The sequence below is a fragment of the Variovorax sp. Soil_C_19 genome, assembly GCF_057657255.1.
In genome coordinates this window covers 402,763-428,815 of record NZ_JBDGIV010000001.1, presented here as the reverse complement: position 1 = coordinate 428,815, position 26,053 = coordinate 402,763, and the positions used below count along the sequence as shown (strand labels likewise).

The 26,053-nt window shown below is 57.6% G+C and carries 22 protein-coding genes; 2 read left to right on the top strand and 20 right to left on the bottom strand.

Features of this window, described 5'->3' with window-relative positions:
• The first annotated feature begins 21 nt into the window (after positions 1-21).
• Both AC3A6R_RS02100 and AC3A6R_RS02095 read left to right on the top strand, forming a co-directional pair.
• Positions 22-456 (top strand): low molecular weight protein-tyrosine-phosphatase, encoded by a 435-nt coding sequence (locus AC3A6R_RS02100; protein WP_487863636.1) that lies wholly within the window; start codon positions 22-24, stop codon positions 454-456.
• On the top strand, positions 453-2,720 hold the full coding sequence (locus AC3A6R_RS02095; protein WP_487863635.1) for a polysaccharide biosynthesis tyrosine autokinase: 2,268 nt from the start codon (positions 453-455) through the stop codon (positions 2,718-2,720). The genes AC3A6R_RS02100 and AC3A6R_RS02095 overlap by 4 nt, the downstream gene beginning before the upstream one ends.
• 64 nt (positions 2,721-2,784) lie before the next feature.
• On the opposite strand, the gene AC3A6R_RS02090 is transcribed toward AC3A6R_RS02095, so the two are convergent.
• The 20 genes from AC3A6R_RS02090 to AC3A6R_RS01995 form a co-directional block, all read right to left on the bottom strand.
• Positions 2,785-4,758 (bottom strand): polysaccharide biosynthesis protein, encoded by a 1,974-nt coding sequence (locus tag AC3A6R_RS02090; protein WP_487863634.1) that lies wholly within the window; start codon positions 4,756-4,758, stop codon positions 2,785-2,787.
• Positions 4,759-4,786: 28 nt separating this feature from the next.
• Positions 4,787-5,173 (bottom strand): VanZ family protein, encoded by a 387-nt coding sequence (locus AC3A6R_RS02085; protein WP_487863633.1) that lies wholly within the window; start codon positions 5,171-5,173, stop codon positions 4,787-4,789.
• The gene (locus tag AC3A6R_RS02080; RefSeq protein ID WP_487863632.1) at positions 5,170-6,348 is read right to left on the bottom strand and encodes a DegT/DnrJ/EryC1/StrS family aminotransferase; all 1,179 of its coding nucleotides are present in this window, start codon (positions 6,346-6,348) and stop codon (positions 5,170-5,172) included. Before AC3A6R_RS02080 ends, AC3A6R_RS02085 begins: the two co-directional genes overlap by 4 nt.
• A 6-nt stretch (positions 6,349-6,354) precedes the next feature.
• Positions 6,355-7,017, bottom strand: a complete 663-nt coding sequence (locus tag AC3A6R_RS02075) for an acetyltransferase (RefSeq protein ID WP_487863631.1) — start codon at positions 7,015-7,017, stop codon at positions 6,355-6,357.
• Complete coding sequence (locus AC3A6R_RS02070; RefSeq protein ID WP_487863630.1) at positions 7,007-7,621, bottom strand: sugar transferase; 615 nt, start codon at positions 7,619-7,621, stop codon at positions 7,007-7,009. The genes AC3A6R_RS02075 and AC3A6R_RS02070 overlap by 11 nt, the downstream gene beginning before the upstream one ends.
• Positions 7,618-8,892 (bottom strand): glycosyltransferase family 4 protein, encoded by a 1,275-nt coding sequence (locus AC3A6R_RS02065; protein ID WP_487863629.1) that lies wholly within the window; start codon positions 8,890-8,892, stop codon positions 7,618-7,620. Before AC3A6R_RS02065 ends, AC3A6R_RS02070 begins: the two co-directional genes overlap by 4 nt.
• Complete coding sequence (locus AC3A6R_RS02060) at positions 8,889-10,439, bottom strand: heparinase II/III family protein (protein WP_487863628.1); 1,551 nt, start codon at positions 10,437-10,439, stop codon at positions 8,889-8,891. The genes AC3A6R_RS02065 and AC3A6R_RS02060 overlap by 4 nt, the downstream gene beginning before the upstream one ends.
• Before the next feature lie 416 nt (positions 10,440-10,855).
• Positions 10,856-12,106 (bottom strand): lipopolysaccharide biosynthesis protein, encoded by a 1,251-nt coding sequence (locus AC3A6R_RS02055; RefSeq protein WP_487863627.1) that lies wholly within the window; start codon positions 12,104-12,106, stop codon positions 10,856-10,858.
• Positions 12,103-13,932 carry a hypothetical protein gene (locus AC3A6R_RS02050; protein ID WP_487863626.1) on the bottom strand — a complete coding sequence of 610 codons (1,830 nt, stop codon included), beginning with the start codon at positions 13,930-13,932 and terminating at the stop codon, positions 12,103-12,105. The genes AC3A6R_RS02055 and AC3A6R_RS02050 overlap by 4 nt, the downstream gene beginning before the upstream one ends.
• A complete protein-coding gene (locus tag AC3A6R_RS02045) occupies positions 13,929-15,191 on the bottom strand; it encodes a hypothetical protein (RefSeq protein WP_487863625.1) in 1,263 nt (420 codons plus the stop codon). The genes AC3A6R_RS02050 and AC3A6R_RS02045 overlap by 4 nt, the downstream gene beginning before the upstream one ends.
• Before the next feature lie 99 nt (positions 15,192-15,290).
• Positions 15,291-16,343, bottom strand: a complete 1,053-nt coding sequence (gene pseI / locus AC3A6R_RS02040; protein WP_487863624.1) for a pseudaminic acid synthase — start codon at positions 16,341-16,343, stop codon at positions 15,291-15,293.
• Entirely contained in the window at positions 16,336-16,917 is a 582-nt protein-coding gene (locus AC3A6R_RS02035; RefSeq protein ID WP_487863623.1) for a formyltransferase family protein, read from the bottom strand. The genes pseI and AC3A6R_RS02035 overlap by 8 nt, the downstream gene beginning before the upstream one ends.
• A 52-nt stretch (positions 16,918-16,969) precedes the next feature.
• Complete coding sequence (pseG, locus tag AC3A6R_RS02030) at positions 16,970-18,097, bottom strand: UDP-2,4-diacetamido-2,4,6-trideoxy-beta-L-altropyranose hydrolase (protein ID WP_487863622.1); 1,128 nt, start codon at positions 18,095-18,097, stop codon at positions 16,970-16,972.
• A 2-nt stretch (positions 18,098-18,099) separates the two neighbouring features.
• Entirely contained in the window at positions 18,100-18,801 is a 702-nt protein-coding gene (pseF, locus tag AC3A6R_RS02025; protein ID WP_487863621.1) for a pseudaminic acid cytidylyltransferase, read from the bottom strand.
• The gene (gene pseC, locus AC3A6R_RS02020; RefSeq protein ID WP_487863620.1) at positions 18,798-19,964 is read right to left on the bottom strand and encodes a UDP-4-amino-4,6-dideoxy-N-acetyl-beta-L-altrosamine transaminase; all 1,167 of its coding nucleotides are present in this window, start codon (positions 19,962-19,964) and stop codon (positions 18,798-18,800) included. The genes pseF and pseC overlap by 4 nt, the downstream gene beginning before the upstream one ends.
• Positions 19,964-20,962 (bottom strand): UDP-N-acetylglucosamine 4,6-dehydratase (inverting), encoded by a 999-nt coding sequence (pseB, locus tag AC3A6R_RS02015; protein WP_487863619.1) that lies wholly within the window; start codon positions 20,960-20,962, stop codon positions 19,964-19,966. The genes pseC and pseB overlap by 1 nt, the downstream gene beginning before the upstream one ends.
• A gap of 1 nt (position 20,963) precedes the next feature.
• Positions 20,964-22,241, bottom strand: coding sequence for a UDP-N-acetyl-D-mannosamine dehydrogenase (wecC, locus tag AC3A6R_RS02010; RefSeq protein WP_487863618.1), 1,278 nt, complete (start codon positions 22,239-22,241; stop codon positions 20,964-20,966).
• A complete protein-coding gene (wecB, locus tag AC3A6R_RS02005; protein WP_487863617.1) occupies positions 22,238-23,392 on the bottom strand; it encodes a non-hydrolyzing UDP-N-acetylglucosamine 2-epimerase in 1,155 nt (384 codons plus the stop codon). The genes wecC and wecB overlap by 4 nt, the downstream gene beginning before the upstream one ends.
• Before the next feature lie 108 nt (positions 23,393-23,500).
• Entirely contained in the window at positions 23,501-24,661 is a 1,161-nt protein-coding gene (locus AC3A6R_RS02000) for a polysaccharide biosynthesis/export family protein (protein WP_487863616.1), read from the bottom strand.
• A 169-nt stretch (positions 24,662-24,830) separates the two neighbouring features.
• Positions 24,831-25,889: an RNA methyltransferase gene (locus tag AC3A6R_RS01995; protein ID WP_487863894.1), complete on the bottom strand. Its 1,059-nt coding sequence runs from the start codon at positions 25,887-25,889 to the stop codon at positions 24,831-24,833.
• Positions 25,890-26,053 lie beyond the last annotated feature (164 nt).

The window sequence follows — 26,053 nt, the reverse complement described above, 5'->3', positions numbered from 1 at the left end:
TCAAGCAGGAAGGAGCGCACCATGAAGTCCATCCTCGTGGTCTGCATCGGCAACATCTGCCGCAGCCCTATGGCCCACATCCTGCTGGCCAATGCCCTTCCGCAGCTCACCGTATCGTCGGCCGGCACCGGAGCCCTGATCGGCCACCCGGCAGACCCGATCGCTCGCGAGCTGATGGCCGCGCGCGGGCTCGACCTGAGCGAACACCGTGCGCGCCAGATCACCCAGTCGATGTGCGCCCCGGTCGACCTGATCCTCACCATGGACGAGGGCCAGCGCCGCCACATCGAGAACAACTACCCGCTGACGCGCGGCAAGGTCTTTCGCCTTGCCGAAACCGCCAAGCTGAACATTCCCGACCCATACAAGATGGGCCAGGGAGCCTTCGAGCACGCACTCCAACTCATCGACGCCGGCGTCGAGACATGGGCCGAACGCATTCGGCGATTCAAATGAACACTCCTGCTGTCACTAATTCGAATCCTGCACGCCCTGGGCAGGGGGCTGCGGCGTCGGCTGCTTCGGCGGCCGATGACGACATCATCAACCTGTCCGAATGGATCGACATCCTGATCGATCGCAAATGGCTGGTGATCGGTGTCACGACTTTCGCGCTCGTGGTCGGCGTCGCCTACGCCCTTCTTTCGACGCCGATCTATCAGTCGAATCTGCTGATCCAAGTCGAAGATGCTGCGCCCGACGCGAAGGGTTTTCTCGGCGATGCATCCAATCTTTTCGACGTGAAGACGCCCGCCTCAGGTGAAATCCAGATCATTCGCTCGCGGCTGGTGATAGGTGCAGCAGTAAACCAGACGCGAGCATACATCGATGCCCAGCCGCGCTACCTGCCGGTGCTGGGCCAGTGGCTGGCGCGGCGGGCTGACAGACTTTCGAACCCAGGATTTTTCGGTGTTGGCGGCCATGTGACGGGGAAGGAACGCATCAACGTGGCGCGCTTCGACGTTCCAGCCGACTTCGAAGACACAGGGCCGTTCCGTGTGACCGCGCAGGGCGGCGGCAAGTACACGCTGCAGCACGAGCTACTCGACGAACCGCTCGGCGGCGTCGTGGGCCAACCGCTGCGCCAGCCACTGGAGAGCGGCGCTATCGACCTGCTCATCGACAAGCTCGAAGGTAAACCTGGCGCGGAATTCGTCGTTTCGCGCGCTTCGCAGCTGCGCACCATCGAAGAGCTGCAAAAGCGCTTGCAACTCAGCGAGCAGGGTAAGCAATCGAACGTGATCAACGTGGAACTGCAAGACAGCGACCGAGACTGGCTTACACGCATTCTCAACGCCATCGGCGAGCAGTACGTACAGCAAAATGTCGAACGAAAGGCGGCCGAGGCGGAGAAGACACTCGCCTTCCTGAACGAGCAACTGCCTGAATTCAAACGTCAGCTCGAAGCTTCGGAAGACGCCTACACCCGTTTCCGCAACAAGAACGGTACCGTGGCCTTCGACGAAGAGGCCAGAGGTGTGCTGGCACAGACCATCGAGCTGCAGACCAAGCTTCTCGAAGCACAGCAGCGCCGACGCGAGGTGGCTGCCCGCTTCACCGATATCAATTCACGCGTGAAGATCATCGATGGGCAGATCGCAGCCATCGAGAAAGAACTCGGCGGGCTCAACATCCGGGTGAGCCGCATGCCCACGATGCAACAGGACGCATTGCGCTTGGAGCGCGACGTGCGGGTGAACAGCGGCCTCTACCAATCGCTGCAGAACAACGCACTGCAGTTGCGCTTGGTGAAAGAGGGCAAGACCGGCAATGTGCGCCTGCTCGACAAGGCAGTGAAGACAAAGGTCCCGGTCAAGCCGCAGAAGTCGCTTGTGGTCGCACTGGCACTTGTGCTGGGCCTCTTGGGCGGCATCACACTCGCAATCGTTCGCAGCCGCTTTTTCACCGGCATCAAGGATCCGCAGGAGATCGAGGCTCATACTGGTCTGGCGGTGTATTCGGTCGTGCCCTTCACCGCCGAACAAACCATGCTCGACCAACGCGTTGCCGCAGGTGCCAAGGGCATTCAGTTGCTCGCGGCCACCCACCCCGACAGCCCGCCCATCGAGGCGCTGCGCAGCCTGCGAATCGCGCTCCAGTTCACCACGCTCGAAGCCGGCAACAACCGGGTGCTCATCACCGGCGCGACGCCGGGCATCGGCAAGAGTTTCGTCTCCGGCAACTTCGCCGCGATCATGGCGCATGCCGGCAAGCGGGTGCTGTTGATCGATGCCGACATGCGCAAGGGCCACCTGAACAAGCAGTTTGGGCTTCCGCGCGAGGGCGGCCTCTCGGAACTGCTGACCGGCCAACTCTCTGCCGAGCAGGCGATCCGCAGGCAAGTGCTACCCAACCTCGACGTGCTGACCACCGGCAAGCTGCCGACGAATCCGGCGGACATGCTGATGTCGGAGAGCTTCTTGCGTGTGCTCGAGATGGCCTCCGAACAGTACGAACTCGTGATCATCGACACGCCGCCCGTCCTGGTCGCTGCCGACACGGCCGGTGTGGCACCGCACATGGGCGCGGTGCTGCTGGTGGCCCGTGCGGACCAGACGCAACTCGGCGAACTCAACGAAAGCGCCAAGCGCCTCTCGCATGCCGGCAAAGCCGTTACCGGCGTGATCTTCAACGGGATCGACCTGACGCGCCGCCACTACGGCAGCCATGGCTATCGCTACGGCGGCTACCGATACACCGAGTACAAGTACAACGAATAATCTGCGCAGGATCGGGATTGCGGCGCAGCGCGATCCCGAGGCCTCGCGAGGCCGATCAGATCACTCAGATCGGTGCGAATCCTGGTTCCGCCGCAGCTGCATCTGCCGCAGCAGCTGCCGGCAATGACGACGTCCGGCGCTGGCGCTCCAGATAGACCCAGTCCACCACCTCGGCGTGTGGCTGGTAGCCCCCGAGGAGCAGCTTGAGCTTGCTCTTGATCGCCGGCACGTCATTGCGCTCGAGCAACACGCCGAGTTCTTCGATCTGCTGCGCCAGCTGTGCCCAGGGTGGGCAGGCCTCGTGCGCCTTCATCACGCGCGGATGTGCCGTGGGCATCGCGTTGTCGCCGATCAAGAGTTCTTCGTAGAGCTTCTCGCCAGGGCGCAGGCCGGTGATCCGCAGTTCGATGTCGCCTTCGGGGTTCTGTTCGTCGCAGACCGTGCGGCCTGAGAGTTCGATCATGCGGCGGGCCAGGTCGACAATGCGCACCGGCTCGCCCATCTCCAGCACGAACACGTCGCCGCCCTCGGCCATGGCGCCGGCCTGGATCACCAGTTGCGCCGCCTCGGGAATCGTCATGAAGTAGCGCGTGATGTCTTCATGCGTGAGCGTGATGGGCCCGCCCGCCTCGATTTGCTGGCGAAACAGCGGCACCACCGATCCGCTGGAGCCGAGCACATTGCCGAAGCGAACCATCGAAAAGCAGGTGTGCGGCTTCTGCTGCGCCAGGCCCTGCAGCGTCATCTCGGCCAGGCGCTTGCTGGCGCCCATGATGTTGGTCGGTCGCACCGCCTTGTCGGTGCTGACCAGCACGAACTGCGACACGCCATGGTCGCGTGCGGCCAGCGCGGTGGTCAGCGTGCCCAGCGTGTTGTTGATCAGGCCTTCGACGGGGTTGTGCTCGACCAGCGGCACGTGCTTGTAGGCCGCAGCGTGGTAGACGGTGTCGGGGCGCCACACGCCCATGATCTGGCGCATGCGCGCGCCGTCGCTGACCGACGCCAGCAGTGGCACCACGTTGACCGCGGGCGCGGCCTGCTCCAGCTCGCGGTGAATGGCATAGAGCGCAAACTCGCTCCACTCGACCAGCAGCAGCGTCGAGGGAGACAACTGCCCGATCTGGCGGCACAGCTCGCTGCCGATGGAGCCGCCTGCCCCGGTCACGAGCACCACCTTGCCGCGCACATGGCGGTGCAGCAGGTCATCGACCGGCGCCACCGGGTCGCGCCCCAGCAGGTCTTCGATGTCGACCTCCATCAGGTCTTTCACCTGCACGCGGCCCTGCGCCAGATCGGCCATGCCGGGCAGCGTGCGCACATGCAGGTGCAGCGACAGCAGCTCGTTCAGGATCTCTGCCCTGCGGCTGTGCGAAACCGAGGGCATCGCCAGCAGCACGTCGGTGACGCCATGCGCTGCCGCATTGGCCTTGAGCCACGATGGCGCGTGAATTGGCAAGCCGTTCAGCGTGCGGCCCTGCATCTGCACGGCATCGTCGACAAACCGGCGAACCACCATCTCGGGGCTGTGCGACAGTGCCGCCGCCAGTTGACGCCCGGCCTTGCCCGCGCCGTAGATCACCACCTGCGGCAGCGACTTGCTGCGCAACACCTGCATGTAAAGGCCGCCGAGCCAATAGCGCGCGAGCATGCGAGATGCGCCAATTGCCAGGAAAAGCAGCACTGGCACCAACAAGCCTACCGTGCGCGGGATTCCGGGAACACCGATGACGGTGAACATCAGGAAATAGGCGATGCCAAACACGAGGCAGGCACGCACGACCGCCATCATTGCCGCGCTGCCGGCATAGCGGAAGATGGCGCGGTAGAGCCCCGTGAAGATGAACACCGGTAGCGCCACCACGATCGCGGCCCCGACCGCCAGCCAATGCACACCGTTTAGTTCTACCCATGCTTCGTACCGCAGGCTGAGCGCCAGCCACACGCACAGCACGCAAAGAGCCGCGTCCATGGTCAGCGCCAGCAACCGTTTCACGGAACGCGGCAATGCCAGCAACGGCTGAGCCATCCGATCGATCATGACAATTCCTTCGCCAAACTTTGGGTCATCACGGCCTCGGGCCTGTGGAGCGCCATCGCTCAAACAAAAACGCCACTCCGGCACCGAGCAACAGGCCCACGCCGTCCGCCAGCAGGTCGCCGTACTCGGCGAGCCGGTCGGGCGTAAACGATTGCAGCAGTTCGATCAGTGCGCCATAGCCCAGCAGCGCGGGCAGGACGATCGCCATACGGCCGGGCCAACTCCACCGCCCCAGCCAACCCAAGATCGCAAACCCGAGTGCGTGGTTGCCCTTGTCCCATCCCGTGCTGGGCAGGCTGCTCGACAATGGCGCCAGGCTCAGCACCAGCAGCGCGAGCATCGCCAGCCCCAACAGCCACCGCCAGACCGCAGCACCGGGCCGCGGCCACCGGCTGAGCACGGCGAGCACGCTCATGCTGCGCTCGCGTCGTCAAGCACGCGCGCAATGGCCGCACAGGTTGCGTCCATCTCGGCGGCCGTCAACGTCGGGTGCACCAGGAACATGATGCTGGTGTCGCCCAACTCTCGCGTCACCGGCAAGCGCTCGGCCGGCCGCCAGCCGGTGCCGTCGAAAGCCTTCTCGAGGTACACCTCGGAGCACGAGCCCTGGTAGCACGGAACGCCCATGGCCTGGATGGAACTCACGATGCGGTCGCGGGTCCAGCCGGGCGCGAGGCGCGACGGCTGCACGTAGACATAGCATTTGTAGTGCGCATGCACGCTGCCTTGGGGCAGCGCGGGCACACGCACCGCCGCATGCGGCTGGCAGGCGGCCCAGATCGCTTCGGCGTGCCGCGTGCGCTGTGCCGTCCAGTCGGCCAAACGGCGCAACTGGATGCGGCCGATGACGGCCTGCATCTCGAGCATGCGCCAATTGGTGCCGAAGCTTTCATGCAGCCAGCGGAAGCCGGGCGGGTGCTCGCGCTTGAACACCGCATCGTGGCTCTTGCCGTGGTCTTTGAACTCCCACATGGCGCGCCACAACGACTCGTCGTTGGTGGTGACCATGCCGCCCTCGCCACCCGTGGTCATGATCTTGTCCTGGCAGAACGACCATGCGCCCACATGGCCGATGGCGCCGACCGCGCGGCCCTTGTACCTGGCGCCATGCGCCTGCGCGCAGTCTTCAATCACCTTGAAGCCATGCTGCTCGGCCAGCGCCATGATCGGATCCATGTCGCAGGGCCAGCCTCCCAGGTGCACGCAGATCACCGCGCGCGTGCGCGGCGTGAGCACGCGGGCAATGGTGGCCGCCGAAAGGTTCCCGCTGTCGGCCTCCACATCGGCAAACACGGGCGTCGCGCCCGCATTGACCACGCACGACACACTGGCGATGAAGGTGCGCGGCGTGACCACCACTTCGTCACCCGGCCCGATACCCAGAGCCTTCAAGGCAACGTCGAGCGCAAGCGTGCCGTTGGCCAGCGATACCGCGTGCGCGGCGCCCGCCCAGGTGGCGAACTCTTTTTCGAACTCGCGGCATTCCTGCCCGGTCCAATAGTTGACCTTGTTGGACAGCAGCACGCGCTGCACGGCCTCGGCTTCTTCGGTGGTGAAGCTGGGCCAGGGAGAGAAAGAGGTATTCAACACAACAAATCAGCCTTTGGGGGGAAAAGGACGGGCCGGATTTCCGACCACTGTGGCGCCGGGCGGCACATCTCGGGTAACCACGGCGCCCATACCAACCACGGCACCACGACCGATGACCAGCGGCTTACCAGGCGACCCCTGCTTGATCACGGCGCCCGTACCAAGGTAGGCATGCGCTTCGACGGTGACGTTGCCGTTGCACTTGACGCCTGGCGCAAAAGTGACGAAGTCGCCAATCAAGCAATCGTGTGCGACGTAGCTGTAGATATTCGCGTGGAAGTGCTGGCCGATGCGAACGTTCGACGTCAGCGTCACAAACGGGCTAAGCACCGCACCCTCGCCGAGCACCACGTCGTCCAGGCTAACAACGTTGGCAGCTGCGACACTCCAAGCCAAAACCCCGTCCGCCGTGCAACGCATCGCCAGCTTCTCTCGAACTGGGCTGTTCGCAATGGCCACGACCACGTGACGTTGACTCGCGTCTGCTCGCAGGAACTGGTCGTAGTTCATCACACGCTGACCATTGACTGCTTCAGCTTCTGGCCGATCGTCGATAAAAACCAGACGGTCGGCGGCGATACCCGCGCGTGCCAACTGCGCCCTGGCAAGCGGCATGACCTCGCGGCCGTACCCGCTTGCACCGTAAACGGCAAACAAATCATTGCTCATCGGCTGCTTCCATTTTTGAGTTGCCAACAAATCGAGGCATGGTCGCCTCGCCGCTCGCAGAGATACCCTCGCGCACAAGTACCTTGCGAACAGTGAGCCACAGGATCTTGATGTCCAGTTCCATCGTGCGGTTGTCGACGTACCAGACATCGAGATTGAACTTTTCGTCCCAACTCAGTGCGTTGCGGCCATTAACCTGCGCCCACCCGGTGATTCCGGGGCGGACTTCGTGCCGGCGGGCCTGCTCAGCCGAATACAGCGGCAGGTAATCCATCAGCAAGGGGCGCGGGCCGACCAGGCTCATCTCTCCCTTGAGGACATTCCAAAGCTCGGGCAATTCATCCATGCTGCTGGCCCGTAGGAAACGGCCGAACGGCGTAAGGCGCTGTGCATCGGAAAGCAGACTGCCATCTGCGCCACGCCCATCGGTCATCGTGCGGAACTTGATCACCTCGAAAGGCTGCCCACCCAAACCAGGGCGTTGCTGACAAAAGAACACCGGGCTGCCGAGCCTGGCGCGAACCAGTGCAACCAGCAACAGCAGCGGAACAGACAGAAGCACCAACGCCACCAAGGAAACGGCGATGTCGAAAGCGCGCTTCATTTCGGTTCCATGCCTTTGTCTTCATCAAGCAGGCGCGGGTCTGCATCCGCTGCGCGAGGCGAAGCGCCGACAACCCAAGCGGCCCATTTCGCTGCCAGCTTTGAGCGATCGAACTCTCGTTCTGCCAATGCGCGACCGCGCCGCCCCATGGCTTTCAAGGCCTCACGATCTTCTGCGGCCTGCTCGAGGGCATTGGCAAAGGCCGCCGGGTCGTCAGGTGGGACGGCAAAGCCGCACGCGCTCCCGAGGATCTGATCGGACAGCCATCCCGGGTAGTTGTTCAACACAGGCAACCCCGCGGCGATGTAGTCGAAGAACTTGTTGGGCGACGTGCCGTAATAGAACGCAGGGACGTTGGCCAGGATCTGCAGGCCGACATCGGTGCGCGCCATCAAGCCGGCGAGCCGAGCCTTTCCCACGGGCTCGTGGAACACGACGTTGTCGAGATCTTCCCGCGCAGCACGCTGCTTCAGCTTTTCCTTCAGCTTGCCTTGACCGATCAAGAGCAGCTTGATGTCACGGCGATTGCGGCGCTTCAACTCGCGCGCCGCATCCAGCACCGCATCGAGCCCGTTGGCCATTCCGTGCGTGCCGGCAAAAACTGCCAGGAGATCGCTATCGGCGACGCCGGCAGGCCGCCAAGGCTCGGACGACTGACCAAAGATTCGCAAGTCGCAGCCATTGGGCACCAGCGCGATGCGCTCACGCGGCACGCCACGGCGTGTTATTCCCTCGACGATCCCGGGCGACAGGCCAATGACTCGATGGGCCGATCGATAGCTCGCCCATTCGAGCAACGACATGGCGCCCAGCACCAGTGGATTGCGGATCACGCCCATAGCCTTGGGCAGCTCCGGCCAGAGATCCCGCACCTCGAACACGAAGGGCTTGCGGCGGAGCCAACGCGCAAAGATGCCCGGGATGCCGGCCGTCAATGGCGTGGTGGTAGCGAACACCACATCGCAAGGCTCAGTCAGCGCGAGCCCGACACTGCGCATCGCGAACTTCACAAACAGCATCGCACGCTTGAAAAGCCCGTCGCTGTTGGAATAGGCCAGTTCGAATTCAACGACGTCGATGCCGTCGACGCGACCGCGCCGGCGACCTCGCGCAAACGGAATCGTAAGCCCGGTTTCGCCGCCGTTGTAGCTGCCGCACACCATCGTGACGTGGTGGCCAAGCGCCACAAGGTGTCGGGCCATTTCGTAGGAACGGATTCCCGCGGCGCCCTTTGGCGTCGAGAAATGCTGGTGAAAATAAAGAACCTTCATACATTCCATCGCAAGCAGGTAACGACCTTGCAGGGCTTTCGGACTTCGACCTCGAGAACCGGGAGCGGCGTCTTTTCCATGTAGTGGCGCGACTCGAAGCCTTCTTCGATGGCGAATCGCGCAATCTCTTCAGTCGACTCCACGCTCAACGCGAACTTCCCATTGTTCACCTGCATGCCATCGAGGCGCCAAGGCCCAGGTGCCAGACGCCAGCGCAGCACAGCCTTGTCGCGAAATCCGCTCACCTCGTCCTCAATGCGCAGGCCCCCGGCTTCGAGCCGGATACGCCGCCGATGCAGCGCGCCTTGCCCGTCGCGGTAGCCTGCAGCGACCGTCCAGCCCGACTCATCCTCCGACAGTGGTTCATGGAAGGAAGTCTTCAGCCAGTTGCCCAGCAGAAAGCGGCCCAGCCGGGGCATCTGGTCCCGGTCATCAAATTGCACCGTGTTGTGGCTGGCCGTGCCACCAAAGTACTTGAGCCAGCGCGGGTCGGTGTTGTAGCTGAACGTGCCGCCATCGCGCAGCAGATTGAGGCCGTCCACCCACAGGTCGACGTGCAGCGCGTCCGCCTGGCTGGGGCGGAAGCGGAATCGCGGGTAGCGCAGCAATGCGAAGGCTGCCCCTTTGCGCAACATCGCGAAGCCTCCGTCGTCCGCCATCATGCTGGCCGGTGCCTCAGCGGCCACGGCTGGCAGATCGACGTCGAGCCAACGCAACGCGTCGTTCCACGGCCCATCCTCCGCGTAGGCGCGGCGCTGCTCGAACAAGGCCATCGCCAACTGTACCGTTGGGCGGTGATCGCGGTAGACGGTGTCGGCCAGTTGCAGCAGTCGAGCGCCGTCGTTCGCGCCGACGTTAGGGGCATCGCCATCGGCTGAGCTGACCATCGAGTACAGCCACCGGGTGGCAGCGGCAGCGCGTTGATACCAGCGATGCGAAAACGCCGGCTCCGACATCTGCCTGCGCCAGACCTCCGCCATGGAGAAGGTGTCGAGCATCACGCGGTGATAGTTCAGCGAGTACTGGCTGAACGTGCCTTGCTCTCCGATGAGCCGTGCAGCACGGTCCTCGAGCCAACGCACCCCTTGGCGCCGCCATCCTTCACCCTCGCTATGCCCATGCGCCGCCAGCCAGCTTCCCCCGATGAACAGCGCCGCGGCTTCCGATGTGCCGTGGTTGTTGTCTTGTGCCATGGCGTACTGGACGGTGGGCGCAATCCGCTGAAGGTGCATGTGCACCAGATCGCAAAGCGCCGACGTGGTGTTACGCGTCTGTCCCAGCACCACTGCAGCCATGGCAAGGTGCATGACGCGCACCGACGCTTCCTGGCCGCACTTCCAGTTTGGACCGTGATAAGGCGGGTTTGCGCTACACCAATCGTTCAACCACTGGTTGAGGCGGTGGAGACCAGCCTGTTCGCCCTGGCGGGCGCGCTGCGCCCAAGCCAAGACCCAGTCCATGCGCGACAGCTCCCACAGAAGCTTGATATCGCCGACGGCCGGATCGAAGTCCGATATCTCCCACCAAGGCCGCTGCGGCGCAGGCATACGTATGCCCGTTAGCGGATTGGCATGCCAATCCGGCGGATTGGCGGAAATCGAGATCGGCCAGAAACTAAGGAGACGGGCCGAGTGCTGCCACGATGACACTGGCCTCGAGAGCACCGGCTCTCGCCTGCACGGCAGAAAGAACGGACCGCGGACGTAAGTAGCTCGCAAACGGCGTACTCGGCTCAGTCGCAGCCGTATTCCTAGACGGTAGCTTGCCACTCTGTACAAATTGCCGAGGCCAAGCGCAAAGATTGTTGTGATTTTCACGGAAACGCTAGTCATAGATTCGAGCAGGACGTCTCCGCCAACGGCTTTGTTTGTCTGAACCAAAATGCCGCCACAGCAAGCCAGCACTACCCACCCCCCAAATAGCGCCGCATCTAAAAACAAAACAAGGATCAGGCCTTAGTTTGCTAGACATTTCGATCGAAATTCCGCATAAGGAAAAATGCTTGCAAGAATCTTCCAATGGCAATCGACGTTAAGGCCAAGGCAAGCATAACAGCCGCTCCCAACACCCCCAATGGAGACATAAAAAACCAAGACCAGCCCAGCAACACCAGCAATCCAACGAAATAATTCAAAATAAGCAGTCGATCCCTTTGAAATCCGTATACAACGTAATGAAACGGCATCGACAAGCAATACGCAATCACGCCCAATGCGATTATGAAAAACGCTTCGATGTGCTCAAAATAAATTGCATCCAAGTAAAGCCGCGTAATAATCGGGAACGCCGCCCCTATGAGACCCATCAAACCGAGCGCGCCTAGACTATTTTTTCTAACAAATACCGTTAAACACGCCCTTGCCGCAACGACATCTCTGCTTTGGATGAACTTGATTAACTTAGGGTAGTGCCAAGCTGACACGCTTGATTCAATCAAACCAAGCACGCCTAGGCACACTGAAGCAAAAAGGGAGTAAATCCCAACCGCCTTCACATCTAGAAAATGTTCAACCAAGAAGCGATCAAGGCCAAGAATTGCTCGAAACAAAAGAGTCGCGACTAAAAAATACCCCCCTCCGAGCACAGCATTCCGGACCCAAAGAAAATCAATCTTAGGTCGAACCATGCGGCCAAGAGCATATCGGAGGAAAACAAGCGCAAGCGCCGCGCCTAAAATTGATCCACATACCCAGAAAAATACCACCGCCGTCAAATTTATTTCAACAGCTTTACTTTCCATCGCGAGTACCAGCGGGATAATCCAGAGCGCCGATCGAACGAAAAGAATAACATTAGAAAACAACGGCTTACCGAGCGGAATCAAAAGCCGCCCAATCTCTGTCGAAATCACCTCCAACGGCAAATGGAAGATAAACATGAAAAGTAATATCAGCGGCACCAACGAACTGCCCCGATAGAAAACATAAGTAGAGATAGGCGCCAAAAAAAAGACTGCCAGCACCATGAACCCCATGTGCAAAGCCATCGTCTGATGAATGTTTGCTTGCTGCTTGAGCAACAATCTAGATGAATGGGCATACACATCCAACGTTACCAAAGAACTCGCCAACTGTAACGCAGCCCAGTATAGACCGAATATGCCGACAACCGCCGGAGGCAAATTGCGAGCCAAAAAAAACATGAGCCCAAACCTAAGCGCGAGGGTTGAAGCTCGAAGAATGCCAGCGAGAAATTGCGACGACAGAAGAGTCATTTCGTCAAACAAAGACTTCTTGAAAGATCTTCCATCGTTTTCCCAGCAAACATTCGATCAGCAAGTTCTTTCGCACTAGATGTCAAACCCTCTGAATCGCTCAGAACCGAAAACAAATCCTCTTCGGAATATGAGCAATATCGACTTTTGTTCAAATCAACAATATAGTCCGACTTAACGGAACGATCAAATTCACTCCAAAGGCAAAGCAGCACTGGCACGCCCATGGCTATAGCCTCCTTCGCCACGCTAGAAGTACGAGTAACGCACAATTGGTGCAAATCAATTATTTCTACAATTCCAGAACCTTTATCCAAGTTGAGCACGTCGGCAAAAACCGCAAACAGTGATTCGTAATTTAGGCGCCTGTCTCGGGGATGCAGTCGAAGCGTCACCCTTCCGCCGATGCGTCGCGCCCATTGGCAAAGCATTGACACTATGTGAAGCGCAACAGCATTCTCATAGGGCTGAGAGAAGAAAACGATATCTTTATGACCCTTCGCAGCACGCACCCTACGAAGTGGATAGGGAGGTCCACCATATGTAACCTCCCCCTTTTTCTTGACCCCATTATTGGAAATCATCGCTAGGGTCGTTGCACTATCAACAAAAAATCGATCACTGTGAGGAAAAATTGGAAGCGGAGCCGAAGAAATCAAGGCAGATTGAACCGTAAGATTGATCACGCGATTTTCGCGTGCTGCCAATGTCTCCAATCCCGCCATCCGCCCGACCAATTCAAAATTAATAAGCCGTACAGGCCTCGCTTTTTTTAAGAACTCAGAAAGGACATTTTTATACAGCAACGCCACCCAAACCAAACAAATCTCATCTGCAACATCCGAAATTCGCAGAGGTATTTCCAACCCAGCCACCTTAAGAGATTGAATCGGCGCGTTGCGGGAGAATCTTCTCAGCTCGTAAACCTCTTGTATCGAGCGCGCAAGTGCTCTAGAAGCCATGAGTGGCGTTATTCCGAATTTTGGTATTTCTGCCGGAGTCCCCCTAGCGAATTTGACCAAACTCCTAAACAGCCCTTGACTGACTTGCGGAAGAATCAGTAATCCTGCCTCAAGAGAACCCTCCAGTAACCTGCGAGCGAAACGCAATTGATGCTCGGTTCGCACCAGAACAACACTCCCAAGTCTGGAGCCGTACTTAACCGGTTCGCGCCGCCAGTTGAACCACGACGTCTTTGTTATGAATGTGACGACGCATGCGATATTGAACGAGCCGATCACTAGCTTTCGAATCCATTCATAGCATAGAAGGTCACCTCTAACGTATTCGAATGTGAATTCGATGCCGGGGAAAACTAAAGGTAATAACTCATTTAGGCGAGAGTTCAGGAGATTCGGAGAGCCCCTAAGCGATTCCGTGGTCCGAAAACCTACTAATGGGATGCGTGTACCGCTTGTCTTCGCGGAAACCACGAGCACCTTACTAACTTTCGTCGCATCCAGCCAATCTCTTAGCCCCAACATCAATGAAGCAAGGGGCTTGATCGAATAGCTATAGTAATCATTCAAAAAGCAATCGATGCAACTTTGAGCCCGAATAGATTCGCTGCTAGCACTAGCACTAGCATTAGCACTAGCACTAGCACTAGCACTAGCACTAGCACTAGCACTAGCACTAGCACTAGCACTAGCAACCCAGCTTGCGACATCACCTGCATTTTCCTCAAGTGATGCCGGGATTTCAATGTAAGAAACCCCCTCTCCCGGCCTCGAGCCAGGAGCGCACAGCACAAGATCTCCCTCTTCTACCAAGTCCGACACAGACGAACTCCATGCACCGGAAATAAAGAATACTATCTTTTTCATGCAGCTGCCTCGAGAAGGGCTCGTTCTCTGCGACGTTTACCGCTTAAAGAATGCACTAACACTCCAGCGAAGAAAAAGACTAGCCAATCAATAAAAAGGGAATATGCAAAAAAGGAATGCGCCAGAGCACCCGAAAGATAGAGCGGCGCCATTCTCTCTGCAACCGAAAGGCTTTCCGGATCTTCCTTACGTCGAACAGCGCGAAGCACCAAGACTGCGAAAAAGCCGTAAACGAGAATCGAAAAGGGACCGCCAAATACAGCAGCTATTGAAAGTGGAGAAAAATGAATGTTCTGAACAACTTTGCCCTCTGAAAGTACGACACTCCAACCAGCCCCCGATCCAAAAAGAAAGTCCACGGCGCGCAGGTTTTTCACGGTTTGCCTAATCTCATCGAATCGCCCGGATGAAAGTTCATCCAATGTGCGATCTGACGCTCGTGCGTCCACTATTTCAATCAGGCGTCCGGATGTAATGTTCACCGCCCGGCCAATAGCAGATTCTCTGTTTTCCGGCTGAGCAGCCCAGTTCACAAGCAGAACCGCTGAAATAACCACAAACCCTGCTGAAATCAATATACCGAACAGCTTTTTTAGAAGTTGCCCGCGGTGAGCACGTTTTTTATCCTTCAAGCTTCCGAGAAGATACTGAATAAAAATTAACATCACCGCAACAATGGGCCCCCGCTTATTGGAAACAAACAATCCAACAATTGTCATCACAGACATCTTTTTCGAATAAACCGCGGAAAAAGAGGCAACAAACAAGAGCGCATAGGCCGGGGTATACAGGCGCCCCACGTCACCGCGACCAAGTGCCGTAAGCGTTATTGCAGTGGATATTAGCGTGGCAATCAGTGAGAAGATGGCGAAGCGTCGCCAAAACTTGAAGCCAAACCAATCTATCGCCCACCAACCAACACTCAGCATTACGAAAGCGCTAGATATTTGAAACAGGTGAGAAAAATAATATCTTTGCGTATCTGAATCAAGAAGGTTCGGTATACCAATCAGAGCAGCAGACAAAAGGGCAAACGCCAAACCCATTTGAATCAAGGAACGAATTCTCAGAATTCGTCCCAGACCCATTGCGGACACAAGCAATACGAATATGACGGGCAAAATCAAGTTTCGAATCTCACCTGGCTCTACATCACCAGCTATTCGCAAAGGTGAGAGAAGAGGGAGAACAATTTGAACCAAGAGCAGGTATGCACCGAAAATCAGGCGAACTAATCTTTGCTTTGAATTCAATACCACGACCTATATCCCTGCTTTTCGATCTCAAACGCCGCCATCGCTGAGCTGCACTTCATTTAGGGAAATGGCTCAGGGATCCCAGATGGAAAACGCACAGCGTCAATCGATCAAGTCCTCTAGCTTGACTGGAGTATTGGCAAAAACAGTCATCTTGACCTTTTTTCCAACTACAGAATGGAAGTGCTTAGGTGAAGCACCAAATCCAGGCCTAACGCTTCTGATCGAATCTGACGTGATAGTACTATTTGCCTCCAAATCTTTCACGAAGTACAGCGAGCGACGAAATCGAACATTATCTTTCTCACTCGATTTACGCTCGTAGTCAACTCGCCCCAGTGCGGACCAGGCAGTTTTGCTCCCCTCGCAAAGCATAGAAAGCTCAGCAGGCTCCAAGGAAAAGCTATCATCAGCTCCTCCTCCAGCTCGATCTAAAGTAAAGTGCTTTTCGATGATTGATGCACCCAATGCTACGCTTGAGATAGCAGTTGTGTTATCAATCGTATGGTCGGAAAGGCCAGTAACCAGACCAAATCGCCCTATCATGTCTGGGATGGTACGCAAATTGTAATCTTCTGGCGGCGCAGGATATCCACTGACACAATGCAGAATTGCCAACTCTTTGCAACCTCCAGCTCTGGCCGCATCCACCGCTTCTTGGATCTCCTCGCAGTTAGCCATTCCAGTTGAGATTATCATCGGCTTTCCCGTCTTGGCGACGTATTTTATCAAGGGGAGGTCGATGGCTTCAAAGGAGGCGATCTTGTAGGCCGGGGCGTTGAGGTCTTCGAGTAAGTCGACTGCGGTATTGTCGAAGGGTGAACTGAAAATGGTGATGCCGAGCTTGCGGGCGTGCTCAAACAGCGGCTTGTGCCACTCCCAAGGGGTGTGTGCCCATTCATATAGGTCGTAAAGAGTTCTACCGGCCCAGAGGCCATCCGTGATCTGGAAATCAGGAAGATCTGATTTAAGTGTAATGGTGTCAGGCCGATAGGTCTGGATCTTGATGGCATCCGCGCCGGCACGCTTGGCTTCTTCTATGATGCGCAATGCCGAATTTAGGTTGCCGTTATGGTTCGCCGACATTTCCGCGATGATGTAAGGCGCACAACCGTCGCCGATATCGCGTCCTGCAATGTTAATGCGCTTAGTCATCGATCTTCTCCAGAGTCAGTTTGTATTTCTTGCCCTGCAATTCGAAGAATGCTGGAAAGCGATAGGGGTCGCAAACGCGGATTTTGTTGAACTGGCTCGCTATACTTTGAAAAGGGTCGATTTGGCTGTCGCCAGGCTTTCGCCGAGGGTAATAGCTAGGTTCAATCGTAGTATTCTGCATGATTGGGCTCACTCGGTCGAATTCACGTGCAGCAAAGTCGATGAGCTCAATCTCCGCCTCGAAGAGGCGAGCATTAATTTCATCCCACAATGCACCTTTAGGAACGGGGAGTTTGAGCTTCTTCCAGATACGCCCGCTGTCCACCTTATCTTCGGCTTCTAGCAGGCTTAGGGTGATCTCGTCCGCGCCTTCCAGAACCTGCCAGACGTGCGGACTCCATCCCCGACCGCGAGGCAAGTCGCTTGCATGCAGGACGAGCGTAACGCGGTAAGCAGAGCGGTCGGCATCACCTAATATCTCTGCACATGAGATCAGAAACAGGATATCGCCACCCGGAAGTTCACTTTTCTTGCGGAAGAGTTGTACTTCATGGACCCCTTGTTGTGCAGCCATCCAGCTTTTTAGAGGATGATTTACAGGATGCTGTTCGTCGCTACAAAGGAAGCTAATTCGCATAGTGAACTTCGTTGATCAATGTTTTGGAGACTCGGACTACACCCAACCCATCTGTTACCTCTGCGGCGGAAGCGCTCATTTCCCCTAGGGCGATCGTGGCGAATATCTCAAGGGGAATTAGCGGTTGAGTCTCTAGACTCAAGGGGCTCCCCAAGTATGCAGCCCCTGCTTTGCTTAGCCCTTCGGCGATCTCGCGTTGGTTGTTCGCCAGCACGAACATGATGGAGGGCAAGCCCAAGCAGCACCGCTCCCAAGATGTCGCCCCCGCCGCACCGATCGACAGATCGCTCGCGGCCATCAATCGCGCCATGTTGCTGATGCCGACCAGCACCTGAGTCGGCCAGGACATGTGCTGCGCCTGTTTCCTCACTTCGTTCAGCCACGGTGCCGTTGCGCCCATAACTATCGTGATCCGGCAGTCTGCAGGCAACGGGCAGTTGTGCAGTGCCTGCAGCACTTGGCCGGTGGCGTTGTCCTTGTCGACGCCGCCCATGGTGACCAGCAACTCGCGCAAGGCTGGCCGAGCGCGGCGCTGGAGGCTGTACGGGCGCATGGCGGCAAACTCGGGGCGCAGCAGGGCGTATTGCGAGCCGCACAGTAGGCGGCAGTCGGCTGGCACGAGGGGGCGGTAGTCTGCCGCGTCGCGACCAAAGGTCTGATCGAGAAGTAGATCGCCGACGTGGGGCCGGTCCGCGAGGTCGTCTATCACCATCAACTGACTGCAGTGCGGTACTAGCGCGCGCTCCCAACTGGCGTCGAGCGCGTAGTGGTCCACGATGAGCCAGTCAGGGCGCTGCGCCGCGAGGATGACGGCGCATTCTTCAGCGTCTTGAGCCTGCGTAACACCAAGCCAACGGCTGTGAGCGAGGTCCGGAATGAATGCGTCCAGACTGACGGCGGCCGCGGCCAAGCCTACGCTTACGCCCGTGACAACGGGTAATGTGTGGGCGATATAACCTTTGCTGCGAATGAACTCAATCAGGTTGCCTTCGTGCGTGCGGCAAATGAACTGACACTCCACCCCCTTTGTAGTCAGCGCGTCGGCCAGCGTCAAACAACGCATGACGTGGCCAGTGCCGATTTGCAACGAGGCATCTGCGCGGAGGACGACTTTCATCTTTAGATCTGCCGTGGCTCTGCCTGCATGGCCTTGAACAACCATTCGGCGCGTGCCCAGTCTTCAGGCGTGTCGATATCCTGCACGCGATGGCGCGGCAGTACCACCGGGCTGGAGTCCAAGCCGAACAACGGCAAGCCCTGCAACCACGCTGAAGCGCGACCCCAATAAAACTGCCCTGCATCATGCCAACTCTCCTCCAGGTCTTGAGAGCGGGTTTGCAGATGTTCAGGTTGGAACATCTCAATCCGACAATCGGACGTGATCCGCACGGCACGCTGTATGGGAAAGGCGTAACTGGTGACAGAGAAGGCGTAAGAGCAGTGCTGCTCCTGCATGGAGGCCAGACCTCGCTGCAAATCTCTTGCGAGAATGAAGGGGGCTGTTGCATAAATGCAGCAAGCCAGTTCGACCGGTGCGATATTCTGGTTTACCCAACGGATTGCGTGAGCAATGACAGGCACCGTTCCAGTATGGTCATCGGATAAATCTTCCGGTCGTATGAACGGTACTTCCGCGCCGCCGCGGCGTGCCACATCTGCGATCTGGGAATCGTCAGTAGAAACAATGATGCGATCGAAGCAATTGCTGACAATAGCGGCCTCAATAGACCATTGAATCATAGGCTTTCCGCAGAAAGGCTTTATGTTTTTTTGCGGAATGCGTTTGCTGCCTCCACGTGCAGGAATGATGGCGAGCTTCATGCTCCAAGCGCTTTTGTCAGGCAAAAGACAACTTCGTTTTGTTGGTCTTCCGTCATAGCAGGATACATCGGAAGGCTTATCGCTTCAGCATAATAACGCTCCGCCTCTGGGTATTCTCCCGCTTTGAAGCCCATACTTTGATAATACGGCTGAGTGTGAATCGGGATGTAATGCAGATTGACAATGATATTCTGCGCCCGTAGAGCTTCAAATACCTGTAGATGAGTTTTCTTGATCTCATTCAATTGCAGGCGGATGACATACAAATGCAAACCCGAATAACCGTCTGGATGTTGCCAAGGGATGGTCACTGGCAGGTTTTGTAGCAATTCATCATAGCGACGAGCTAATTCATGGCGGCGGAGAACGTATTCCTCTAAACGATTAATCTGGCTAACGCCCAGTGCTCCTTGCAACTCTGTCATACGGTAGTTGTAACCCAACGCGACCTGCTGGTAGTACCAGGGACCGTCTATCCCTTTGGTCATTAGTGCCGGATCGCGAGTAATGCCGTGGCTACGCAAAAGCTCCATCTCCTGCGCCAAAACTTTGTCATTCGTAAGGGCCATTCCACCCTCTGCTGTCGTAATGATCTTGACCGGATGAAAACTGAAAATGGTGATATCGCTATATTCACAATTGCCGATGGAGTTACCTAGATATCGGCCACCGATTGCGTGAGAGGCATCCTCGATGATCTTGAAGCCATAGCGCTTCGAAAGTTCATGGATTGCGCGCATATCGCATGGCTGGCCACATAGATGGACGGGGACTACCACTTTGGGCAGCCGTTCCTCTCGCTCAGCCTGCTCCAGCTTACTCTTCAATGCTTTAGGACAAAGATTGTAGGTACGCGGATCGATATCCACGAATCCCACCTTAGCACCGCAATACAACCCGCAGTTGGCGGACGCGACGAAGGAGATCGGCGAAGTCCACAGCCATTCTTCAGGCCCGAGCCCTAGCGCCAGACAAGCGATGTGCAACGCCGAAGTAGCGCTATTCACGGCAAGTGCGTACTCGACACCGCAATAGCTGGCTACAGATTTTTCGAAAGCAGGCACTACGGGCCCCTGCGTCAGAAAATCTGACTGCAGCACGGATACGACTGCGTCAATGTCCACCTGAGTGATATCTTGCCGACCATAGGGGATGGGTTGCATTAGAAGCTCCCGATCTTTTCGCGATTGGCTTCAATCCAGCTACTCAGTGCATCAGCGCTCATCCAATCTGGGTTGTTGTCACTTGCGTACACGAAACCCTCGGGGACCTTCTTACCGTCTTTGATGCGTTTCTCGCATGTGGCCCAACCATTGATGGCCGGCAAAATTTTGAAGTGTTTCGGATATTCGTAGGTGTAATAGGCGTCTTCAGAGCTGATCATTTGCTCGTGCAGCTTCTCGCCGGGTCGAATTCCAATAACCTCTTGCCGTGCTTCCGGCGCGACAACTCGAGCGAGGTCGGTGACTTTCATGGAAGGAATCTTTCTTACATAGATCTCGCCGCCTTCAATGTCCTCAAAGGCATGCCAAACCAATTCGACGCCCTCCTCGAGAGAGATCATGAAGCGAGTCATGCGTTCATCTGTGATGGGAAGCACACCTTTGTTCTTGATCGACATGAAAAACGGAATCACGGAGCCCCGAGAACCCATGACATTGCCGTAACGCACGACAGCAAAGCGCGTGTTATGACCACCCGAATAGGAGTTGCCGGCAACGAATAACTTGTCCGACGCCAGTTTGGTGGCACCGTAGAGATTAACCGGGCTACTGGCCTTGTCGGTAGAAAGCGCGACTACACGCTTGACGCCCTTATCAATACATGCATCGATAAGATTCATTGCACCGATAACATTAGTTTTTACACACTCGAATGGGTTGTACTCTGCTGTAGGCACGATCTTTGTGGCCGCCGCGTGAACAACGTGGTCAACTCCGTCTAAAGCACGGTAGAGTCGGTCTTTATCGCGTACGTCTCCGATAAAAAATCGCACCCGACTGTCGCCGTGAAATTTCTTTGCCATCTCCCATTGCTTCATTTCATCACGAGAGAATATAATGATCTTTTTGGGGTTGTACTTGGCGAGAGTCATCGGCACAAAAGTGTTGCCGAACGAACCGGTGCCACCGGTGACAAGAATAGTTTGATCTTGAAACATTTCAGTTTTTCTTTATCCAGATGCCTTTGAAATCGAGAACTTTTCCCTCCGGCGGACTCGACTCCTTGAATTGCTTGTGATCGACGAGCAAGACCTTGATGTCTGCTCGATAATTTGCCTCGGCCATGGGCTTCAGCGCGACGACATCGCCCAGCGTGTCCGGAAGTATTTCGACATTCGGCTCCACCGCCCAGACTGGGCCAGGATGAATGGAGGCGATGCGGCGTGTGATCGCAAGCGCAGGGCTTTCCCTCAAGTCGTCGATGTCTGGCTTGAACGCAAGGCCATAGCACGCAACGGTCACATCTGTTGCAGTTTTGGTCGGATTCGCCTGCAAATATTCAGCAACCGCCAGTTTCACCTTTTCGATCACCCATTCGGGCTTACCGTCGTTGACTTCGCGGGCCGTCCGAATCAGCCGAGATTCCTTCGATGCGGCACTGACGATGAACCAAGGATCCACTGCAATGCAGTGACCGCCCACGCCAGGCCCCGGCTGCAAGATGCTGACCCGAGGATGACGATTAGCTAGCTTGATCAATTCCCAAACATTGATACCCAGGTTGTCGCAGATGATCGACAATTCATTGGCGAAAGCGATATTAATGTCTCGGAAGCTATTCTCAGTCAACTTGCACATTTCAGCGGCGCGAGCATTGGTAATAACGCACTCACCTACAACGAAGATCTTGTAAAGCGCAGCTGCGGCCTCCGAGCATCTTTGCGTGATTCCGCCTATAACTCGGTCATTCTGAACTAGTTCACGCAATACTTGGCCAGGCAGTACCCGCTCGGGGCAATAAGCAATCCGGATATCCGAATTCTCGCCATGTGTCTGAGGAAAAGTAAGATCCGGCCTGGCCTCCGAAAGCCAGACTGCCATTTGCTCGGTGGCACCCACTGGCGAAGTGGATTCGAGAATGACAAGATTGCCTTTCTTGAGCACGGGAGCAATCGACTTGCTCGCCGATTCGATATATCTCAGATCTGGCTCATGATCCCCCGTGAGGCCGCTCTTGAATGGCGTCGGTACAGCAATCAGAAAAGCCTCAGCGGATTCCGGGCGAGTGGTGGCGCGCAGATAGCCTTCTGTCACCGCTGCGTGCACCACGATATCTAAATCCGGTTCGACAATATGGATCTGCCCGCTGTTGATGATATCGACTGCCTTTTGATTGACGTCCACGCCGATGACTTTGACCTTGCGCGAAGCTAGAACCGCAGCAGTTGGCAAGCCGATATACCCGAGGCCGATGACGGAAATGGTCTTGAATGTCATGCGATTACGGATTGAGAAACGGAATTGGTCTTTTTCGCAAAGGACAAGACCTGGGCAATACGCTTGCAAGCTTGGCCATCGCCATATGGATTGTGGGCGTGAGACATGACTTGGTATGCGGCGGCATCGGTCAGTAGCACATGGGCTTGAGCCGCGATCCGATCGGCATCCGTGCCCACCAGCTTCACGGTGCCGGCAGCAAGGGCCTCAGGTCGCTCGGTTGTGTCGCGCATGACCAGCACGGGCTTGCCCAGTGAGGGCGCCTCTTCCTGGATCCCGCCGGAATCGGTCAGGATCATCGTGCTGCGATCCATCAAATAGACGAAGGGAAGGTAATCTAGCGGCTCGATAAGATGCACATTGCTCACATTGCCCAACAAGCGGCGGACAGGCTCCTGCACTTGCGGATTCAGGTGCACGGGATAAACCACTTGCACGTCAGCATGGGTGCTAGCGATGCAGTTCAAGGCCTCGCAGATCCGCTCAAAACCACCACCAAAGTTTTCGCGTCTGTGGCCTGTCACCAGTACCAGTCGCTTGGCCGGGTCGAGGAAGCGGAACTGCTCGGCAAAGCGCTGCTGCAACGCTGCATCGTCTCTGATCCGATCACGCACCTGCAGAAGGGCATCGATCACGGTATTGCCGGTCACGTGAATAGTGTCGGGAGCCACTCCTTCGGCCAGTAGGTTGTCGCGCGAGGCTTCCGTGGGCGCGAAATGCCAATGCGCCAGCACGCTGGTGAGCTTGCGGTTGGCCTCTTCGGGCCACGGCGAATATAGATTGCCAGTGCGCAAGCCCGCTTCGACGTGGCCCACAGGAATGCGCTGGTAAAAGGCCGCCAGTGTCGCAGCCAGCGCGGTGGATGTGTCGCCATGCACCAACATTGCGTCTGGCCTCCACTGCGCCAGCGTTTCCTTCAATCCTCGCAGCACGCCGGCGGTGATGTCGGTCAGGTCTTGGCCGGGCTTCATCAAGTTGAGATCAAAGTTCGGCGTGATCTCGAAAAGGCTGAGCACTTGGTCCAGCATCTCGCGATGCTGGGCTGTCACGCACACCCGGGTTTCGAAGTCCGGCAATGTCTGCAGATGCTTCACCAGCGGCGCCATCTTGATAGCCTCTGGCCGAGTTCCAAACACGAGGAGGATTTTCATGGGTGCACGCGGTTGAAAGCGCCCGCTCGAAGCGGACGCCTCGGGGGTTGAACGGGGCAAGGAACAGGCCAGCTGCTGTTGCGGTGTTTCATACCGGCCGGGATCGGATCAGCGAACGCGATCTGCCGTGGAGCTGCTCATGTTCACAACTTGCGCCGCGGGCAGAACCAAGCTGATAACGCGGTTCCACCTCACGAGTGGCACCGGGTCGACGTACACCACGTCTTGGGGTTCGAGGTTGAACTGCCGGGCCAGGACCAATGCCGCGGGATTCTTGGCGTCTAGGTGAAAGATGGCAGGCAAACCAGTCGCCCCCTGGCGAATCACAAATATCTGGCCAGGGTTGGAGGTGGTGAGAATCGGCCCCCCCGCTTCGCCTAGCGCTTCGTTCAAGTTAAGCCGGCCGTTGCTGCGCATCGTCAGCGCCGAAGGGTGCAGGATTTCGCCCATCACGTACACCTTGGCGTCCTCGCGATGCGCCACCCGAATGCTGTCGCCGTTCTTCAGAGGAATCTCGTTGCCGTCGTGGCCGGCTTCGCGTAGGCGGGTAAGGTCGATGTCGATGGACTTACCCTCACGGACGAGGGTGACGGCCGAGCGGTTCCCGTTGGCGGTGATGCCGCCGGCTCGGTTGATCGCCTCGCTCAAGGTCATGGGCACGTCAGTGAAGATTTGCGAGCCCGGCGCCCGCACCTCGCCTTCAATATAGGCGCGGCGGCTGCGGAAGGACTGAATACGGACCGTCACTTCAGGCTCACGCACCTGGGTGACGATGAGCTTGGAGATCAAGTCGCCAGCCTCCGCCTCCGTTAGCCCTCCGACTCTGACGCGACCCACATAGGGAAATGCTATTTCCCCGGAAGAATCGACGATGAAGCCTGGGGCGGCGCTAACGCCAGTGGGATCGACCTGCTGAGAGATAACTGCGCCCGCGTTGGGCAGCAGTTCGGGGTGGTCATACACGATGACACCAACCACGTCGCCCGGGCCGATGGTGTAGCGCTGGGGCTTGCCGAACAGCGCACTCACTTCTGGCGGCAAGGTCTTGGGCGCGGTCTTGGCGAAGGTGCGCACCAGCGCGGGGGTGATGGGGGTGATGCGGTCTTCAGGTGCCGCATCCGGGAGGTACTGAAACTTGGGGGGCAGGTCTTCGGCAACCTGGTAGGGCTCGGCAGTGCCCATGCCTGGAACCACGGCGCAGCCTTGCAGCACGGCCAGCACCAACAACCCAGCGACGGCCGCTGCAGCCGCGTTTACTTCTCGAATCAAGACAGACCTCTACGTTTTGTTTCTTTTTGAGCGACATGCTCACAGAGGACCCGCTGTTGCTGAATGCCTCGTTTTCGCTCGGATTTTATCTTTCGTTGCAAAACGTTTGGGATTGAGACCGTTGCCAGGGCGACTCGGATGCCAACTAAATGACGACTATTACCTTTTGCTACCCAACACTTCGGAAATATGACAGCGGCTGGATGTATGCAGGTTGGCGCTCGATCACGCGCTGTGCCGCCCGCGCTCTCAACTGACCGCAACCGCCCTCTACGTCCTGCCCTGCCGAATCGCGCAGCTTGGTGAGAATGCCGCGCTGGTGCAGCGTGTGGGCGATCTGCTTGCAGCGCACCCAAGCGGGGCGTGCGAAAGCCACGCCATCAACCGCGTTGAACGGAATGATGTTGAGCACGCCGTACTTGCCCGACAGCAGGGCGACGATGCCGTCGATCTCGTCCTCGCCGTCATTGACGCCTTCCAGCAGCGTCCACTGGTACTGAATGGGGTAGCCGGTACTGCGGGCGTACCGCTCGCCTGCGTCGACCAGCTCGTCGGGCGTCATGGCGGGCGCACGCGGCAAGAGGCGCTTGCGCAATTCGGTCTTGGTGGTGTGCAGCGACAAGGCAAGCGCAGGCTTCACGCGTTCACGCGGTAGCCGCTCGAACACGCGTGGATCACCGACGGTGGAGAACACGAGGTTCTTGTGGCCGATGTTGCCAATGGTGCCGAGCAGCTCGATGGCCTCGAGCACGTTGTCGAGGTTGTGCGCGGGCTCGCCCATGCCCATGAAGACGACCTTGCGCACGGGGCGCCGCGTGCGCGCAAGGGCGACCTGGGCCACGATCTCGGCACTGCCCACCTGCCGGATCAAGCCATCACGGCCGGTCATGCAGAACTGGCATCCCACGGCGCAGCCGACCTGTGACGAAACGCAAAGTCCGTCTCGAGGCAGCAACACACTTTCAACGGTTTGCCCGTCGGCCAAGGCAACAAGCAGGCGCTCGGCGCCGTCGGCACCAGGGTGAACGGCCTGGATGCGCGCAAGCCCCGCAAGCTCGGCTTCGATCGCTGGCAGCGCGGCGAGCAAGGTAGACGGGAAGAAGGTCTCCGGCAGGCGCCTGCCGCTGCCTCGGGGCAATGCATGCGACCACAGGCGCAAGATGCGCTGCTGGTGGCTTGGGCCAGCGCCAGCATCGCGCAGTCGGCGTTTCAGCTCTTGGATTCGCATCAGCGGCAATTGTGCAAGGCCCGGGCGGTGGGACATGAAAAAGCCCGCGCTGAGACCAGGCGGGCTTGTTCGGAATTTGGTCGTGAACTCTTACGCGGTCCACGCTACGGCAAATATTCTTTTGCGGAAGTCATTGTTGTTTTTCTCGTCGTAGTGACTTCGAC